This window comes from Mycobacterium ulcerans subsp. shinshuense (assembly GCF_002355775.1).
GTDB classification, from domain to species: Bacteria; Actinomycetota; Actinomycetes; order Mycobacteriales; family Mycobacteriaceae; genus Mycobacterium; species Mycobacterium marinum.
This window is the reverse complement of sequence record NZ_AP017624.1, coordinates 1309365-1327094: the sequence shown is the minus strand read 5'-3', so window position 1 is coordinate 1327094 and position 17730 is coordinate 1309365. Positions and strand designations below refer to the sequence as shown.

The window sequence follows — 17730 nt, the reverse complement described above, 5'->3', positions numbered from 1 at the left end:
GCAGTCAGACGCCGGCGGCACCCGGTGCGCCGGGGCTGCCGCCGCGCTGCCCGCCGTCCCCGCCGGCCCCGCCGGCCGCGCCGGTGCCACCGGGACTTCCGCCATCGCCACCGGCTCCCCCGCTGCCGCCATCTCCGGTCAGCTCGGCGTCCCCGCCGGCCCCACCCGCCCCGCCATTACCCCCGGTACCGCCGGAAAGCGCGCTACCACCGTCGCCACCGGCGCCACCCGCACCACCAGTGCCGTTGAGCAAACCACCATCACCGCCGGCCCCGCCGCCGCCACCGGCTCCGCTCTGCAGCCCGACGCTGTCCCCACCGCCGCCGCCTGACCCGCCGGCTCCGCCCAAACCGAACAGACCGGCATCCCCGCCGGACCCGCCGACACCACCATTTCCAGCGTTACCGCCCGCAAGAGGACTGATGTCCCCGCCGTTGCCGCCGGCCCCACCGGCGCCGCCGTTACCGCCAGCCCCGTTCAGCAGGCCCCCGAGGGCGCCGGCACCGCCGGCGCCGCTGGCCCCGCCATTTGCGTTCCCGCCCGAGCTGGACCCGCCGGCCCCGCCAGCCCCGCCAGCCCCGGACAGCAATCCGGCTGCGCCACCAGCGCCGCCGCGTCCGCCGATGCCGCTGTCGGCGCCGTAGCTGTCACCACCGACCCCGCCGGCTCCACCATTTCCGCCGGCACCGAACCACCCGGCAGCACCGCCGGCACCGCCCCCCCCCGTAGCCTCCATTCCCGGCATCTTGATCGTTTGGTTGACCGCCGGAGCCGCCGTCGCCACCGGCCCCACCATTCCCGCCGGCGCCGTACAGCCGCCCGCCGGCCCCACCGGTGCCGCCGGCTCCGCCGGCGGGAGCGTCGGCACCCTGACCGTGGCCGTTGCCCCCGGCTCCGCCGGTGCCGCCGGTGCCGATCAACCCGGCGGCCCCGCCGTCACCGCCGCTAGCACTACCCACTTGGCTGCCAAAACTGTCGCCACCGGCACCGCCCGCACCGCCGTCGCCGTACAGCGACCCGCCGGCCCCGCCGGCCCCACCGGCCCCGCCCGACTGCACAGTCGCACTTGTCGGTCCACGACCGCCGGCCCCACCGGCCCCACCATCGCCGATCAGCCCCGCTGAGCCGCCGGCACCACCGATGCCGCCGGCGTGCTGGGCAGTGGCGTACCCGCCGGCCCCACCAGCACCACCGTCGCCATACAACGACCCGCCGTGGCCGCCCGCACCGCCGGCCCCGCCGGGCCCGGACACGTTGCCGGTCGAACCTTGGGCGTTCCCACCGGCCCCGCCGGACCCGCCGGCGCCCCATAGCCCGGCGTCTCCCCCGGCACCGGCGGTGCCGCCGCCGCCTCTGTTGCTAAGCCCGCCATCGCCCCCAGCGCCGCCATTGCCATGCACCCAGCCGCCGTGGCCGCCCGCCCCGCCGGCGCCACCGTCGCCGGTTTGGCCGCCGCCGGTCATGGCCCCGCCGGCACCACCGGCCCCTCCTGAGCCCCACAACCCCGCGGCCCCGCCCGCTCCGCCGGCACCTGCGACCACGCCTGCGGAAATTGCGGCGCCCGATCCGCCATCGCCGCCGGCACCGCCGCTGCCGTACAACCAGCCGCCGTGGCCGCCGTATCCGCCGGCCGCCCGCGCCCCACCGCCGCCGCCGGTCCCGCCGTTGCCGATCAGCCCCGCGGCGCCGCCATTGCCGCCGGCCACCTCGGCGGTCGTTGAGGAATAGCCGTTGCCGCCGTTGCCGTACAACAACCCGCCCGCCCCGCCATTCGGATTGGCGGCCGTCCCGTCGGCACCGTTGCCAATCAGCGGGCGCCCCAACAGCGCTTGGGTCGGCGCATTGATCACAGCCAGCAGGTCCTCCTGCACGGTGGCCAACGGCGACGCGGCGGCCGCCTCGGCGGCCGCATAGGCGCTTCCGGCATTGCTCAGCGCCGACACAAACCGGCTCTGAAACTGCGTCGCCTCGGCGCTGAGCGCTTGATAGTCCTGGGCATGGGCAGAAAACACCGCCGCGACCGCCGCCGACACCTCATCGCCACCCGCGGCCAGCACCCCTGCGGTCGGGACCGCCGCCGTCAGGTTTGCTGCGTCCAGCGCCGCGCCGATTCCCCGCACATCCCTGGCCGCTGAGGTCAGCGCGTCGGGAATCGTTAGAACGTATGACATCGCCGACCTCCGCGCAGGCACTGTTGGCTAGGTACAGAAAGCTCAGGCTAGCCAGCGGTTTGGCGAAGTTTCGGCTTTCAGCCAAGCCTTTACGCGCGCGAAAAATCGGCTGCCATGCCGGTCAGGCGGGGCGCGCCGCCGCGACTAGCCGACGAGGTCACGCAGGGGTGAACCGCTGAACTTGTCCGGGTTGGCGATATCCCAAAGGGCGCATACCTTTCCGTCGCGCACTGTCATCGCGGTGATGCGCGGCAACATCGCCCAATGCCCGCCGTCGCCGGCCGTGCCCAGTGTGTAGGAACCCAATTCGCCGTTGACCAAGGCCAACTGATTCGCCGTGTAGAACGCTGGGCCGTAGCGCCGAGCCAGGCCGAGCATGAACCGGGCCACCTTGTCCGCGCCGCAGATCACCCGAGCCGCGGTGGGGGCGCGGCCATTTGCGTCACCGGTGAAGGTCACATCCGGATGCAGCAGCGACAACACCGAATGCAGGTCACCGGAGGCCATGGCCGCCATGAGCCGACCAACCACCTCGTCGTGGGTGGGGTCGGGCTGAGGCGGGGGCGCCGCCGCCACGGCCTTGCGCGCCCGCGATGCCAGTTGGCGCGCGGCGGCCTCACTGGCCCCGATCACCCCGGCCACCTCGGCGAACGGCATGGCGAACCCGTCGTGCAACACGAACGCGACCCGCTGATCCGGGCTGAGCCGCTCCAACACCACCATGACCGCAAAGCGGGCATCCTCGGCCGCGACCACCGCCGACAGCGGATCAGCGCCCCCCGCGTCCCCGAGCCCGGTGACCACCGGTTCGGGCAGCCAATGCCCGGTGTAGGTCTCGCGCCGCCGGGCCGCCGAACGCAACTTGTCCAGGCCAAGCCGGCTGACCACGGTGGTCAGCCAAGCACGCAGGTCGGCCACGTCGTCGCGGCCCGGTGCCGCGTCCCAGCGCAACCAGGCTTCCTGCACGATGTCCTCGACGTCGGCGACGGTTCCAGTCAGCCGATAGGCGACCGACATGAGATGCGGTCGCAGCGACTCGAATGTCGACGCCGCCTGCGCCCCAAGCACAGCCATCACCCGAGCGTAACGCTCCCAGAACCCCGGCACTGGGCACCGCAACGGCCAGCTTCGGCCTGTTTGCCAGCCGCGCAATAGCCGGGCCCTGCTGCCCCGCGGAGGGACATTGCGGTAGGCGCGAGCCGCCTCGCCGAGGACGAAGTCCGCACCGTGGTCCAGACGAAAAAAGGATCAAGACAATGACTTTGCCGATAGCCACGATCGGCGGCCCGGTCCGCTCTAGGGTGCTAATTAACGAAGATGTCACCGGTGACCGGCCGTTTGCTCGGTGGTGCTGACCCTGTCGGAGGTTTCGGGAATGTCGTTTGTGATCGCAGTACCTGAAGTGGTGGGCTCGGCCGCCAGCGAGGTGGCCGGGATCGGCTCGGCGCTGGGTGAGGCCACCGCGGCCGCGGCCGCCCCGACCGTACAGGTCCTGGCCGCGGCGCGAGATGAGGTATCCCAAGCGATCGCGGCGGTGTTTTCCACCCACGCGCAGGCCTACCAGGCCGCCAGCGCCCAGGCTCAGTCGCTTGGGCAGCGATTCGCCCAGGCCCTGGCCGCCGGGGCGGGCTCTTATTCCAGCGCCGAGGCCGCCGCGGCGGCGGTGTTGGCCAATCCAGCCCAGGTGGTGTCTGGGGATCTGCTCGCGGCGAGCAACGCACCCGTGTTGTCGTTGACCGGACGCCCGTTGATTGGCAACGGCGCCAACGGCGCCCCGGGCACCGGGGCTAACGGCGCCGCGGGCGGCTGGCTGCTCGGTGACGGCGGAGCCGGCGGCTCGGGAGCACCCGGCATGGCCGGAGGCAACGGCGGGGCGGCCGGGCTATGGGGTACCGGCGGCGCCGGCGGAGCCGGCGGCCGAACCTTCAACGGGGACGGCGGAAACGGGGGCGCCGGTGGGGCCGGAGGCTGGCTGATGGGGACCGGCGGAGCCGGCGGAGCCGGCGGGTTCTCGGGCGCCGGGGATGGCGGGTCCGGCGGAGCCGGTGGCGCCGGCGGACTGTTGGGCGGTGGCGGAGTAGGCGGCGCTGGCGGACTTTCCAACGGCGGGACTGGCGGTGTGGGAGGAACCGGCGGGGCCGGCGGGGTGCTGTCCGGTGTCGTCGGTGCCGGTGGCGGCCATGGCGGTACCGGTGGGTACGGAGCGTTTGATGGTGGCGCTGGTGGAGTCGGCGGCCATGCCGGGTTGCTCGGCGGGCCGGGGGGCGCCGGTGGGGACACCTTCGGCGGTGGCTCCGGGGGCGCGGGAGGCGCCGGTGGTGATGGCGGGTGGGCATTCGGCAGCGGCGGCACCGGCGGCACCGGCGGGTACGGCGGTGCCGGTGGTGCGGGTGGGTCCGGTGGGGATGCGGGACTGTTGTTCTCCAACGGAGGCGCCGGCGGTACCGGCGGCTTCGGCGAGACCGGGGGCGAGGGTGGTGCGGGGGGTGGTGCGGGCTGGCTGGGCGACGGCGGCGCCGGGGGCACCGGGGGAGCCGCCAACATCGGGAGTGGCGGTGACGGTGGTGGCGGCGGCACCGGCGGGACACTGCTCGGCAATGGCGGTGCCGGCGGCGCAGGCGGGCACGGCCCCACTGACGGAGGTGCCGGTGGCACCGGTGGCAATGCCGTGGTAGTCGGCAATGGCGGCAACGGCGGCATCGGAGGAATCGGCCCCACCACCGGCACTACCGGCGCCGGAGGCATCGGCGGGCTGCTATTGGGGCTGGACGGATACAACGCCCCCACCAGCACCTCACCCATCCATGTCGCCCAGCAGCAGGCGCTGGTGGCGATCAACTCCCCCGTCCAGGACCTGACCGGACGGCCGCTAATCGGCAACGGCACCCCCGCACCCGCCGACAGCGGCGCCGACGGCACCCCCGGCGGCTGGCTGCTCGGCGACGGCGGAGCGGGCGGCTCCGCCGTAGCAGGCTCGGACGGGGCCGGCGGCTCGGGCGGCGCCGCCGGACTATGGGGCACCGGCGGCACCGGCGGGGCCGGTGCGCGATCCACCACCGGTAATGGCGGAGCCGGCGGAGCCGGCGGCTGGCTATCCGGAGACGGCGGCACCGGCGGCACCGGCGGCGCCGCCACCTTCAACGGAGCTACGGGCGGCAACGGCGGGGACGCGGGCAACGGCGGGCTGTTCGGGGCCGGCGGGAACGGCGGCGCCGGCGGGGCCGGCTTGGGCAATCCCGGGTTCGGGGGGGCCGGCGGGAACGGCGGGGCAGGCGGGCTGTTGTCCGGGCTGGTCGGCGCCGGTGGAGGCCACGGTGGCGCCGGCGGACTCGGCGTAAGTCCTTCCACACCTGCCGCTCTCGCTGGCGGGGGGATTGGCGGCGCCGGCGGGGACGCCGGATTGCTCGGTGGGGCCGGCGGAGCCGGTGGCACCGGTGGATCTGATGCTTTCGACGTCACATCCACGGGCGGAACGGGCGGGGCCGGCGGGAATGCCGGATTCTTGTTCGGTAGCGGCGGGATCGGCGGGCCCGGCGGGTTCGCCGTCGCCGCGAGCGGGAACGGGGGGCAGGGGGGTCACGCCGGGCTGCTGTGGTCCAGCGGCGGGGCCGGCGGAGCTGGCGCGTTTAGCGTCAGCGGCCCCGCCGGTGCCAGTGACATGGTGGTGACGCCGGCTGGCTAGGCAACGGCGGCGCCGGGGGCACCGGCGGGATCTCCCGCAACGGCAACGGGGGGGATGGCGGGGCCGGCGGCAGCGGTGGAGAACTGTTGGGCGTCGGCGGAGCCGGCGGCCAGGGCGGCCAAGCCAATGCCGGCGGCGGCACAGGCACCGGTGGCGAGGGCGGCGACGCAGGCCTGATCGGTGACGGAGGCAACGGCGGTAACGCCGGCACCGACACCGACGGCACACCCACCGGCGACCCCGGCACCGGTGGCACCGGCGGCACCCTGCTGGGCGCCAATGGAAACGCCGGGCTGGGCTAGCAACCCCGCCACTGCCCCATCTACTCCCAGAACCGCAGCTTGCTCACCAGCCGGCCCCGATGTTTGGGAAGGCGCGCATCGACAACCTGCGTGACCACCTCGAGGGCGGTCTTCACCTGCTCGGCGTTTTCCTTCGTGGCGGTGCACAGGTAGCGGTTGAGGGCATCACAGAGCACCGTGAGCGCCGAAGCCAACACCCGATCGGTTGCCCGGTCGCGATGAACGGTCAACGCCGACCAGACGTCGTCGAGTTCCGGGTCGAGTTCGGCGCCGTCGCTACCGATGCCCATCTCCACCCGCCGCAGCAGATCCCGCAGCGAGGGCACCGGAGCAGACTCCGCGGTGGGCATCGGGGCGGCGGCCGGCAAGACCATCGGCGGGCCGGCAGCCCCGCCGCGGGCAACGGCGGCGGCCGCCCCGACGAAGCCGCCAGTGACCGGCGCCCACCCGGACGGCAGCTCGACGGGCTGCATGACCTCGGCGATCGGCCCGGCCTCGGACCGTTCGGGGTCGATGGCCACGAACGCGGTGAACCGCGACAACACCCCGAACCGGATGGAGTGCGCGACCAGCCGCTGTTCCAGCTCGTCGGTGCCGCGACCGCAGGCGTAGGCGTCCTCCAGATCGCGGACCACCGAGCGAGCCCAGATCGTCTGTACCGCACGGGCATCCGTCACCGGCCTGGCGGTCACCGTCGCGGTGTAGCGACCAGTGGCCCCGTCGGCTTCCACGTGCAGCACGGCGTCGGCGGCGGGCCCGCGATAGCGCCCGGAGATCACGCATGGCACGCCGGCGAAGGCGTCGGGAACCCGGTCTGGGGTGACGGTGTCCTCGATGGCCTCGATTCCTTCGGCGCGCACCCTGATCGAGGTCAGCGCCGGGCGCCCGATGGTGCGAGCCAGTCGGGCCATCACCTCGTCCAGGCGGTCTTCGGACTCGACCAGCTCGGCTCGACCGCTGCCCAATCCGGCCAGCCGCTCCAGGAAGCCGGCGTTGACGGCACGGTCGACACCCACGCAGTAGATCCGGGTTCGCCCCACCGCGGGCGCCAGCGACCGCAACAGGTGGTCTTCCCCGCTGATCTGGCCGTCAGTCACCAAGACCACGCTGGCCTGCCGGTCTTCGCCAGAGTCGGCGAGCATCTCGACGGCATTGGTGAGGGGTTGCGCCATGACGGTGCCGCCGCGGCTGCGCAACGAACCCAGCCACGAGGACGCGGCGAACCGGTTGCGGTCACTGGCTGGCACCAGCCCATCCGGCATCGCCGGCGGCGTTTCGATCCGGTCGTCGAAGGCCAGCACACAAAACCGGTCACCGGCATCGAGCATGTCGACGATGCGCCCGGCCGCGCGCCGGGCGGCGACCATCTTCCAGCCGCCCATCGATCCGGAGCGATCCAGCACCACCACCACATCGCGTGGGGCGCTGGACGGTTCGGCCGGCGGCACCAGGGTCAGCGACCAGGTGCCTTCTTCGGCATCGGTGGCATCCGCACCGGCCGCGTCCGCAACCAGCAGCGCCGACGACGACAGCCGGCCCTGGTCCAGGCGGAAACGCAGCACGAAATCGCGGTCGGCCCGCGCACCCGACTCGACGCGCAGCCGGGCCAGGCCGTCGGCCGCGGGCGCCAGCACGGCGGTCGGCAGCGAGGCCCGCAGGTCCGAGACGGGCAGGCCAGCACCGTCCACCGATAGGGAAATCTGCAGATCGGGACGTTCGTCGGCGTCGGTGAGCAGCGGCGGTGTCACCCGCGATGCGTCCGGTACGGCATCGGTGTCGCGGGCCACCCCGGAACCGGTCTGGTCCCCGCCCACCGGGTGGCCGGTGGTGTAGCGCGGCGCGACCACAAGCGGGAATCGGTAGGTGGCCTCGCCGTCCTCGAAGGCCAGCGGGCCGGTCAGGCACATCTCGATGGTGGCCTGCTCGCCCGGCCCGAGATTGCCGACCCGCACCGAAAAGACATCCGGGCGGTCCTCTTCCACGATCGCCGCGCGCTGCCCGGCGGCCAGCGCCTGCTCGTAGTCTTCGCGCGCCTGACCGCGTTCCTCGAGGACGCCGACCACGCGCCGTCCCGCCAGATCGGCGACAAAGTCGGTGACACCCGCGCGCGCCGGCAGCGGGAACACATAGGTGGCCTCGATCGCGGTATCGCCGGTGTTCACGAAGCGCTGGCGCACGGTTGACGTCGCGGTCATGCCGACCACGGCGGTCTGCACACTCACCGCCTTCAGCGGCAGCCGGCGGCCATCGGCCGCGCTGAGCTCACCGCAGGTGGGTGCACCCGTGGCAGCGGGCGCCGCGGGTTCGGAGGTGATCAGTGGCAGTAACTCAACGCTCATGGCGAATCCTTTCCTGGGCGTCGTTGGTGGCACCGTCGGCGCCGTTGGTGGCGGCGGTAAGCAGATCCAGCAGCGGAGCGGCCGCGCGACGCAGACTCTCCAACTCGGGCAACGGGTACGCATGGCCGTCGATCAGCAATGTGACGGTGTCGGAGAGCCGGATGGCCCGCAGATCGGTGACGCTCGGATGCTCGGCCGACCCGTCGGCGACGGCTTGGATGGCGATGGGTTCGGGGACCTCTCGCCAGAATCGGCCGGCGGCGCGGCTGGACTCGGTGGTCGTCTCCGGGTCGCCCAGGCCGGGCGGCATCGCGCTGGGTGGGATAGCCGCCAGCGACTCCAGCTCCGCCGGTGACAGCGCCTCCAGACGCTCGGCGATCTCCCCGAGCGACAGGCCCTGGCCCTGCAACCGCTTGATCGCCACCAGCCGCAACAGGTGAGTCCGGCCATAGGCGAGCGCGCGTCCGCGGGTTCCGGGACGGGGCAGCAACCCGCGCGCGGTGTAGTAGCGGATCATCCGTTCCGCCGGTATCGGCTTGGCCTGGCGATTGTCGGGCACGGCGCCAGATGCCTGCACGGCCAAGCCAGCCGCCGCGGCGAATTCGGAGAGAGTCAGTAACGATTCCATGGTTATTTGACAGTGTCATACCATTTTCTGACACTGTCAAATAACTATTTATAACTTCCGCCACATCCGTAACAGCGCGGCTCCCCCGAATCGAGGCGGCGATCGCCTAATCTGCACAACGATGTACCTATTACGCGCCGCATCGTGCCTGGCCGCAGCCGTTTTCATGGCGGCCGGGCCGGCTGTGGTGGGCATGCCCGCCGCCCTGCCGTCGGCGTCGGCCGAGCCCAATGCCGAAGCGAACGGCGGAGCCCAGGAGTGCCCATATCGGGTCACCACCCCGCCCGCGGTGGACTCGTCGGAGGTCCCCCAGGCCGGCGAACCTCCCCTGCCGCTGGCGGTGCCCTCGGCGCCGGTCGGCGGCAACGCGCTGGGAGGCTGCGGGATCATCGCGGCGCCGGACACCCCGCCGGTACCCGGCGATGTCTCCGCCGAAGCCTGGCTGGTGGGAGATCTGGATAGCGGCGCCATCATCGCCGCCCGCGATCCGCACGCCCGGCACCGCCCGGCCAGCATCATCAAGGTCCTGGTCGTGATGGTCTCCATCAAGGAGCTGAACCAAAACAAGGCCGTGCCCGGAACCAACGACGACTCGGCGGCCGAAGGCACCAAGGTCGGCGTCAACGCCGGCGGCATGTACACCGTCAACCAGTTGCTGCACGGTCTGCTGATGCATTCGGGCAACGACGCCGCACACGCGCTGGCCATCCAACTCGGCGGCATGCAGACGGCGCTGGAAAAGATCAACATGCTGGCCGCCAAGCTGGGTGGCCGCGACACCCGCGTCGCCACCCCATCAGGCTTGGACGGGCCCGGCATGAGCACCTCGGCCTATGACATCGGCCTGTTCTACCGATACGCCTGGCAGAACCCGATCTTCGCCGACATCGTCGCGACCCGCACCTTCGACTTCCCCGGCCATGGCGAACATCCCGGCTACGAGCTGGAGAACGACAACCACCTGCTGTACAATTACCCGGGCGCGCTGGGCGGCAAGACCGGCTACACCGATGACGCCGGCCAGACCTTCGTTGGTGCGGCAAACCACAACGGCCGGCGCCTGTTCGCGGTGCTGCTACACGGAACTCGCCAGCCGATCGCCCCCTGGGAACAGGCCGCGCACCTGCTGGACTACGGGTTCAGCACCGCCCAGGGCACCCAGATCGGTTCGCTGATCGAACCCGATCCCAGCCTGGTGGCCCCCAAGGAAACTCCCGAAGCGCGCCGCCTCGCCGACGCTCAGGCCGCCGGGCTGGTGTCATCGGCCGACGCCCTGCCGGTGCGAGTCGGTGTCGCGGTGATCGGTGCCATCATCGTGTTCGGTTTGATGCTGGTCGCGCGCTCGCTGAACAACCGGCCGCAACACTGAAATTCACGGCCGACGGGTTGTTGATTAGCCCCGGCTGCTGTGTCACGGTATCGGGATGACTGCCCTTTGCGAGGATGCCGGCTCAAGCCGGGATGGCGAAGCAATCCGCACCGGCCGCCGCCAATTCGGCTTTGCTTTCACCGATCCGGGCAGCGTTGCTGAGCCGCCCACGGTCCAGGCCACAGCCGGCTGAGCACGGACGTGCAACGGGGCATCCTGGTCGCGCTGACCGCGGCCAGCGTCGGGCTCATCTACGGATACGACCTATCCATCATCGCCGGCGCGCAGCTGTTCATCACCGAAGAATTCGGCCTGAGCACCCACCAGCAGGAGCTGCTGACCACGATGGTGGTGATCGGTCAGATCGTGGGAGCGCTGGGCGCCGGCGTACTGGCCAATGCGATCGGGCGCAAAAAGTCGGTGGTGATGCTGCTCGTCGCCTACACGATGTTCGCGGTGCTGGGCGCGCTGTCGGTGTCGCTACCGATGCTGTTGGCGGCGCGCTTCTTGCTGGGTCTGGCCGTCGGCGTCTCGATTGTCGTGGTGCCGGTCTATGTCGCGGAATCCGCTCCGGCCGCGGTGCGCGGATCGCTGCTCACGGTCTACCAACTCACCACCGTCAGCGGACTCATCGTCGGCTATCTCACCGGGTACCTGCTGGCCGGTACGCACAGCTGGCGCTGGATGCTGGGACTGGCCACCGTCCCCGCAATGCTGTTGCTGCCCTTGTTGATCCGCATGCCCGACACGCCCCGGTGGTATGTGATGAAGGGCCGCATCCAGGAGGCCCGCGCGGCGCTGCTGCGGGTGGACCCCGCCGCCGATGTCGAGGAAGAACTGGCCGAGATCGGCACCGCGTTGAGTGAAGGTAGCGGCGGCGTGTCCGAAATGCTGCGACCGCCCTTTCTGCGCGCCACCATCTTTGTGATCACGCTGGGCTTCTTGATCCAGATCACCGGGATCAACGCCATCATCTACTACAGTCCGCGGATCTTCGAAGCCATGGGCTTCACTGGCGATTTCGCCCTCCTGGGATTGCCGGCGCTGGTTCAGATCGCCGGTGTGGCGGCCGTGATCACCTCCCTGCTGCTGGTGGACCGCGTGGGCCGTCGGCCAATCCTGTTGTCGGGCATCGCCATCATGATCGTTGCCGACGTCGCGCTGATGGCCGTGTTCGCCCGCGGACAGGGCGCAGCGATACTGGGGTTCGCAGGCATCTTGCTGTTCATCATCGGCTACACGATGGGCTTTGGCTCCCTGGGCTGGGTCTACGCCAGCGAAAGCTTCCCCACCCGGCTACGTTCCATCGGGTCGAGCACCATGCTGACCGCCAACCTCATCGCGAACGCGATCGTTGCCGCCGTCTTCCTCACCATGTTGCATTCACTCGGTGGTTCGGGAGCGTTCGCCGTATTCGGGGTGCTCGCGCTGGTGGCGTTCGGCGTCGTCTACCGCTACGCCCCGGAAACCAAGGGCCGCCAGCTCGAGGAAATTCGGCACTTCTGGGAGAACGGCGGACGCTGGCCGGAGAAGCTGACGGAAGCTCCGTGACCCTCATCTGTGCCGGGTCTGTGGTCATCGACGGAGAACTTTGCCGACCCGGCTGGATACGGACGGCGGGCCACAAAATCGCGAATTGCGGCACCGGCACAGCGCCTTTGGCCGACTTCGACTTCCCGGACTCGATCGTGGTGCCGGGGTTCGTCGACATCCACGTGCACGGCGGAGCGGGCGCGTCGTTCGCCGACGCCGACGCCGGTGGCCGGGCCTTGATCCAAGCCAGCGAGTTTCACCTGCGCCACGGCACCACCACGATGCTGGCCAGCCTGGTCACCGCCGCACCCGCGCAACTGCTTTCGGCGGTGGCCAAGCTGGCCGAAGCCATCAGCTCGGGCCGCTCGGGCACCATCGCAGGCATCCATCTGGAGGGCCCGTGGCTGAGCCCCGCACGGTGCGGCGCGCACGACCACACCCAAGTGCGTGCGCCGGACCCCGCCGAAATCGATGCGCTGCTGGCGGCCGCCAACGGCACCATCCGCATGGTGACGCTGGCCCCGGAATTGCCCGGATCCGCCGACACGATAAGGCGCTTCTTGGCCGCCGGTGTGGTGGTGGCCCTCGGGCACACCGATGCGACCTACGAGCAGACCTGCCAGGCCATCGGCCACGGTGCCACCGTCGCCACTCACCTGTTCAACGCGATGGCGCCCCTGGGCCACCGCGAGCCCGGGCCCGCCCTGGCATTGCTGAAGGACCCGGCGGTGACGCTCGAATTGATCGCCGACGGGGTACACGTCCATCCCGCCGTGGTGGCGGCCGTGATCGAGGCCGTCGGCCCCGACCGGGTCGCGTTGGTCACCGACGCGATAGCCGCGGCCGGATGTGGCGATGGCACATATCGTCTGGGATCGGTGCCGATTGAGGTCGAGTCGAACGTGGCGCGGGTGTGTAGCACCCCGACGATCGCGGGCAGCACGGCCACCATGGACCGACTCTTTCGCGCCGCATTTCGGGCTCGGGCGGGGGCCGCACTCGATGCCGGGGCGCTGGCCGCCGCGGTGCAGATGACCTCGGCGACCCCGGCGCGCGCCGTCGGGCTGGCACGACGGGGCAGCCTGCGGGCCGGCTTTGACGCCAATCTCGTTGTGCTCGATCGCGATCTGCGCGTGGCCGCGGTGATGGCCAACGGCGAGTGGCAGGCCGTCGAGGATTAGCGGCGCCGGCGGAACAGCCGCGATATCGTCAGCGCTCCAACGGCGCCCGCGATCAGCGCGGCCACCGTCTGCCGCACCCCCAGGCCTTCCTCGACCTGTATGCGCGGGCTGATGATCGCGGGGTCGGGTGGCTCAATATGTTCGGAATATGGATCTTTGGTGGCCGCCCACGCGGTGGCGAAGAGCACCAGATAGGCGGTGACATTGGCAAACACCATCAACCCCAACACCGGCCCGAACGCGGCGCCGGCCGGGCTGCGCAGCACCGTTCGCAGGTAGATCGACGCCACCTGTTTGAACAGTTCGAATCCGATGGCGGCCATCAGACCGGCCTGCATCGAGGTGCCCAGACGGCCCGGCTGCCGCGGCAGCCGGGCGATCATCCAGGTGAACATCAACCAAGCCACCAGCACCGATATCAGTATCGAAATCAGTCGGAAGACCACGTTGAAGATCGCAAGCTCAGGTATCCCAAACCAGCTCAGCACCGTGGCCATCGGCCTGAGGTGGCCCAGTGCGGTGAGCGCGATTGTCAGCATGGTCACCAGGAATGTGCCGATCATCGCGGTCAGATCGGAGAGCTTGGTGCGCACGTAGCCCACCCGCTGGACCGGATGAGCCCACATCTCACTGAGCGCCACCCGCAGGTGCGACATCCAGGTCAAGCCCGCCCATGACGCGCTCGCCAGGCCGATCAGGCCGACGGATGCCCGCGCATCGATCGCCGAATTCATCAGCCCGACCAGCTGTTGACTCAAGGCCCCTGAGACCGACTCCCGGATCTTGCCGTCAATCGTCTTGAGCAGGTCGGGATGGCTGGCCAGCACGAAGCCGAATACGGCGAAACCGACCATCAGCAAAGGAAACAACGCGAAAATCGTGTAGTAGGTCAGACCTCCGGCGAAGAAGCCGCCGCGCTGCTTATTGAATCGCTTGGCGGCGCGCATCGCGTGGTCGAACCACCCATACCGGGCTCGCAGCCTATCCAAAGTTCCTGGTTTGGCCGGCTCAGTCGTCGTGGTCAAACACTTACCCCCGTTGCGGAAGAAAACCCAACCGATCGTAGACACGCTGCACGGTCTTGCTCGCGATGTCGTGGGCCCGTTCGGCTCCTGCCGCGAGCACCGTCTCGAGTTCGCTGAGATCAGCAGTGAGTTCGTCGACACGGGCTTTGATCGGGCTGACGTAGGCGCCGACGGCCTCGGCGGTGTCCTTTTTCAGATCGCCGTAGCCCCGTCCCGCGTAGCCGTCCACCAGGGTGTCGATACTGACGCCGCTGACCGCGGACTGAATGCTCAGCAGGTTCGAAACGCCGGGTTTGGCCTCGGGGTCGTAGCGGATTTCGCGTTCGCTGTCGGTCACCGCCGAGCGAATCTTCTTGGCCGACACCGCCGGCGCGTCGAGCAGGCTGATCAACCCGGCGTCGGTGCTGGCCGACTTGCTCATCTTCGACGTCGGATCCTGCAGGTCGTAGATCTTGGCGGTGATCTTGGGGATGAGGACGTCGGGCACCACGAAGGTGTCCGGGAAGCGCCCGTTGAACCGCTGCGCGATGTCGCGCGCCAGTTCCAGGTGCTGACGTTGGTCCTCCCCCACCGGCACCAGCTCCGCGTCGTAGGCCAGCACATCAGCGGCCTGCAGCACCGGGTAGGTAAACAGGCCGACCGTCGCGGAATCGGCGCCCTGGCGCGTCGACTTGTCTTTGAACTGCGTCATCCGAGACGCCTGTCCGAAACCGGTGAAGCAGCCCAGCACCCAGGCCAGCTGACTGTGGGCCGGCACGTGGCTTTGCACAAAGATGGTGGCGCGAGCGGGATCGATACCCAGCGCCAGGTATTGCGCGGCGGTGACCAGCGTGCGGCGCCGCAGCGCCTCGGGATCCTGCGGGAGGGTGATCGCATGCAGGTCGACGACGCAGAAGAACGCGTCGTGGTCGTCCTGCAGCGCAACCCACTGGGTGACGGCGCCCAGCGCATTACCGAGGTGAAGTGAGTCAGAAGTTGGCTGCACGCCGGAGAAAATCCGGCGGGATCCGGTCGGGGTGCTCATGGTGTCCCCGATCCTTTCATGCGCAAATTTCGGCGATTCGCAGACACTTGCGATACCGCCGGTACCACCTTGTACTGTCGGTGATATGAGACGTCTGCTTGGCCCTTCACCCTCGGCGCCGACCCGTGCGCCGATCCACTTGGGCTCAGGAGAACCGGTGCTGCTGCTGCACCCCTTCCTGCTGTCCCAGGCGGTGTGGGAGCAAGTGGCCCAGAGATTGGCCGACACCGGCCGCTACGAGGTGTTTGCCCCGACCATGGCCAGCCACAACGGCGGGCCGCGGGCCGGTACCTGGTTCCTGTCGTCGGCGGTGCTGGCCGATCACGTCGAGCGTCAGATGGACGAATTGGGCTGGGACAGCGCCCACATCGTCGGCAATTCACTGGGCGGCTGGGTCGCATTCGAACTCGAGCGCCGGGGGCGCGCGCGCAGTGTCACCGGCATCGCACCCGCCGGTGGCTGGACGCGGTGGAGCCCGGCCAAGTTCGAGGTGATCATCAAGTTCGTCATGGGCATCCCGCTGCTAGCGCTGGCTTGGCTGCTCGGGCCGCGGGTGATGCGCCTGCCGTTTAGCCGCCGGTTGGCGACCTACGCGATCAGCGCGTCGCCCGACGGCGTCAGCGACGCCGAACTGCTCGGCTGCATCGATGACGTCGCGCACTGCCCCGCCTACCTTCAGCTGCTGGTCAAGGCGCTACTGCTGCGCGGTCTGCGCGAGCTCGCCGAAAATGCCGTCCCGGCGCATCTGGTGATCTGCGGGAAGGACCGCATCATTCCCGCTCCCCGGTACAGCCGCCATTTCACCACCCATCTACCCGACGACCACCGGGTCACCGTGCTCGACAATGTGGGACACGTCCCGATGTTCGAGGCGCCGGCCCGCGTCACCGCGCTGATCAGCGGCTTCATCGAAGAGTGCTGCCCGCACCTGCGCTCCGCCGAACCGCCGGCCAGCTAGCCGTTGCCGGTCAGCCCAGCTTCTTCGCCAAATTCTCGGCGATCGCTTCGAGGAACTCCTCGCTGTTGAGCCAGGCCTGCTGGGGACCGATCAGGATCGCCAGATCCTTGGTCATCTTTCCGCTCTCCACGGTCTTGATGACGACGTCTTCCAGCGTCTGCGCGAATTGAACGACCTCGGGGGTGTTGTCCAGTTTGCCGCGGTGCGCCAGGCCACGCGCCCAGGCGAAGATCGAGGCGATCGGATTGGTGGAGGTCGGCTGGCCGGCCTGGTACTGGCGGTAGTGGCGCGTGACGGTGCCGTGGGCGACCTCGGCCTCCACGGTCTTGCCGTCGGCCGTCATCAGCACCGACGTCATCAGTCCCAGCGATCCGTAGCCCTGCGCCACCGTGTCTGACTGGACGTCGCCGTCGTAGTTCTTACAGGCCCAGACGTAGCCGTCCTCCCATTTGAGGCAGGCAGCAACCATGTCGTCGATCAAGCGATGCTCGTAGGTCAGGCCTTCGGCATCGAACCGCTCCTTGAACTCCTCTTCGTAGATTCGCTGGAATTCGTCTTTGAACATGCCGTCATAGGCCTTCAGGATGGTGTTCTTGGTGGACAAGTACACCGGCCATTTGGCGTTTAGGCCATAGGAAAAAGACGCCCGAGCGAAGTCCTGAATGGATTTTCTGAAGTTGTACATGCCCATCACCACCCCGCCGTCCTCGGGGATGGACACCATTTCGTGCACGATCGGCTCGCTGCCGTCAGCGGGTGTGAACGTCAGCGTCACGGTGCCCGGCCGGTCGACTTTGAAGTTCGTCGCGCGGTATTGGTCGCCGAATGCGTGGCGGCCGATGACGATTGGCTTGGTCCAGCCCGGAACCAGCCGCGGAACGTTGGAGATCACGATGGGCTCACGGAAAATCGTGCCCCCAATATGTTTCGGATCGTCCCGTTCGGCGACAGCCACATCTTCTTGAGGTTGAATTCCCGGACCCTGGCCTCGTCGGGGGTGATGGTCGCGCACTTGACGCCCACACCGTGCTTCTTGATCGCATACGCCGCGTCGATGGTCACCTGGTCGTTGGTGCGGTCCCGGTGCTCGATACCCAAGTCGTAGTAGAGCAGCTTCACGTCCAGATGCGGGAGAATCAGCCGGTCTTTGATGAGCTTCCAGATAACGCGAGTCATCTCGTCGCCGTCGAGTTCCACGACCGGGCCGCTGACCGTGATCTTGGGTTCACCAGACATCTGAGCCCAATTCCTCCCGCGCTGTGAGTTTGGGCGAGCGGTTGCTCATCAGCCCAGATTACAAGGGCTGTTCGCAGGCTCGGGGCATGCGACGGCGATGCCGCCCGCCCAGAGAGTTGGCACGAGCAAGCCGCGATACGGTAGGCTTCAGATCGGTCATGAGCGCCAGCGTCAAGCCCCGGCTTGCTGGCCGGCAACCCTCCAACCGCGGTGGGGTGCCCCGGGTGATGACCAGGTTGAGTAGCCACAGTCGGCTACACGGCAAGCGCGGGTCCGCCATGA

General features: G+C 69.6%; 11 protein-coding genes, 2 pseudogenes and 1 riboswitch. Of the genes and pseudogenes, 6 read left to right on the top strand and 7 right to left on the bottom strand.

Annotation, left to right across the window (positions count from 1 at the left end):
- Positions 1-4: 4 nt before the first annotated feature.
- Positions 5-2171 (bottom strand): annotated as a pseudogene (locus SHTP_RS06170) (PE family protein).
- 144 nt (positions 2172-2315) lie between these two features.
- A complete protein-coding gene (locus tag SHTP_RS06165) occupies positions 2316-3245 on the bottom strand; it encodes a sigma-70 family RNA polymerase sigma factor (RefSeq protein WP_172900512.1) in 930 nt (309 codons plus the stop codon).
- 301 nt (positions 3246-3546) lie between these two features.
- Here SHTP_RS06165 and SHTP_RS06160 point away from each other — a divergent pair, with 301 nt between their 5' ends.
- Together SHTP_RS06160 and SHTP_RS30315 are read left to right on the top strand one after the other, a co-directional pair.
- Positions 3547-5853, top strand: a complete 2307-nt coding sequence (locus SHTP_RS06160) for a PE family protein (protein WP_420872923.1) — start codon at positions 3547-3549, stop codon at positions 5851-5853.
- Between the two features lie 86 nt (positions 5854-5939).
- A complete protein-coding gene (locus SHTP_RS30315) occupies positions 5940-6155 on the top strand; it encodes a hypothetical protein (protein ID WP_231991629.1) in 216 nt (71 codons plus the stop codon).
- A 20-nt stretch (positions 6156-6175) separates the two neighbouring features.
- Here the strand turns inward: SHTP_RS30315 and SHTP_RS06155 are convergent, their stop codons facing one another.
- Together SHTP_RS06155 and SHTP_RS06150 are read right to left on the bottom strand one after the other, a co-directional pair.
- Positions 6176-8494 (bottom strand): VIT domain-containing protein, encoded by a 2319-nt coding sequence (locus SHTP_RS06155; RefSeq protein WP_096370075.1) that lies wholly within the window; start codon positions 8492-8494, stop codon positions 6176-6178.
- A complete protein-coding gene (locus tag SHTP_RS06150) occupies positions 8484-9122 on the bottom strand; it encodes a helix-turn-helix domain-containing protein (RefSeq protein WP_172900511.1) in 639 nt (212 codons plus the stop codon). Before SHTP_RS06150 ends, SHTP_RS06155 begins: the two co-directional genes overlap by 11 nt.
- 121 nt (positions 9123-9243) lie before the next feature.
- Here SHTP_RS06150 and dacB1 point away from each other — a divergent pair, with 121 nt between their 5' ends.
- The 3 genes from dacB1 to nagA all read left to right on the top strand — a co-directional run bounded on the left by dacB1 (position 9244) and on the right by nagA (position 13205).
- Positions 9244-10491, top strand: coding sequence for a D-alanyl-D-alanine carboxypeptidase DacB1 (gene dacB1 / locus SHTP_RS06145; RefSeq protein ID WP_096370074.1), 1248 nt, complete (start codon positions 9244-9246; stop codon positions 10489-10491).
- Between the two features lie 201 nt (positions 10492-10692).
- Positions 10693-12042, top strand: a complete 1350-nt coding sequence (locus SHTP_RS06140; protein WP_011739596.1) for a sugar porter family MFS transporter — start codon at positions 10693-10695, stop codon at positions 12040-12042.
- Positions 12039-13205 carry an N-acetylglucosamine-6-phosphate deacetylase gene (gene nagA / locus SHTP_RS06135; RefSeq protein WP_096370073.1) on the top strand — a complete coding sequence of 389 codons (1167 nt, stop codon included), beginning with the start codon at positions 12039-12041 and terminating at the stop codon, positions 13203-13205. The genes SHTP_RS06140 and nagA overlap by 4 nt, the downstream gene beginning before the upstream one ends.
- On the opposite strand, the gene yhjD is transcribed toward nagA, so the two are convergent.
- Both yhjD and trpS read right to left on the bottom strand, forming a co-directional pair.
- Positions 13202-14230 carry an inner membrane protein YhjD gene (gene yhjD / locus SHTP_RS06130; protein ID WP_276527060.1) on the bottom strand — a complete coding sequence of 343 codons (1029 nt, stop codon included), beginning with the start codon at positions 14228-14230 and terminating at the stop codon, positions 13202-13204. The two genes, nagA and yhjD, sit on opposite strands and share 4 nt — an antisense overlap.
- A gap of 4 nt (positions 14231-14234) precedes the next feature.
- Entirely contained in the window at positions 14235-15254 is a 1020-nt protein-coding gene (gene trpS / locus SHTP_RS06125) for a tryptophan--tRNA ligase (protein ID WP_096370071.1), read from the bottom strand.
- A 160-nt stretch (positions 15255-15414) separates the two neighbouring features.
- Between trpS and SHTP_RS06120 the strand changes: the two genes are divergently transcribed.
- Positions 15415-16212, top strand: a complete 798-nt coding sequence (locus tag SHTP_RS06120; protein WP_172900638.1) for an alpha/beta fold hydrolase — start codon at positions 15415-15417, stop codon at positions 16210-16212.
- A 10-nt stretch (positions 16213-16222) separates the two neighbouring features.
- Here the strand turns inward: SHTP_RS06120 and SHTP_RS06115 are convergent.
- Positions 16223-17448, bottom strand: a pseudogene (locus tag SHTP_RS06115) (NADP-dependent isocitrate dehydrogenase).
- 154 nt (positions 17449-17602) lie between these two features.
- A riboswitch (SAM riboswitch) is annotated at positions 17603-17722 on the top strand.
- The last annotated feature ends 8 nt before the right edge of the window (positions 17723-17730 follow it).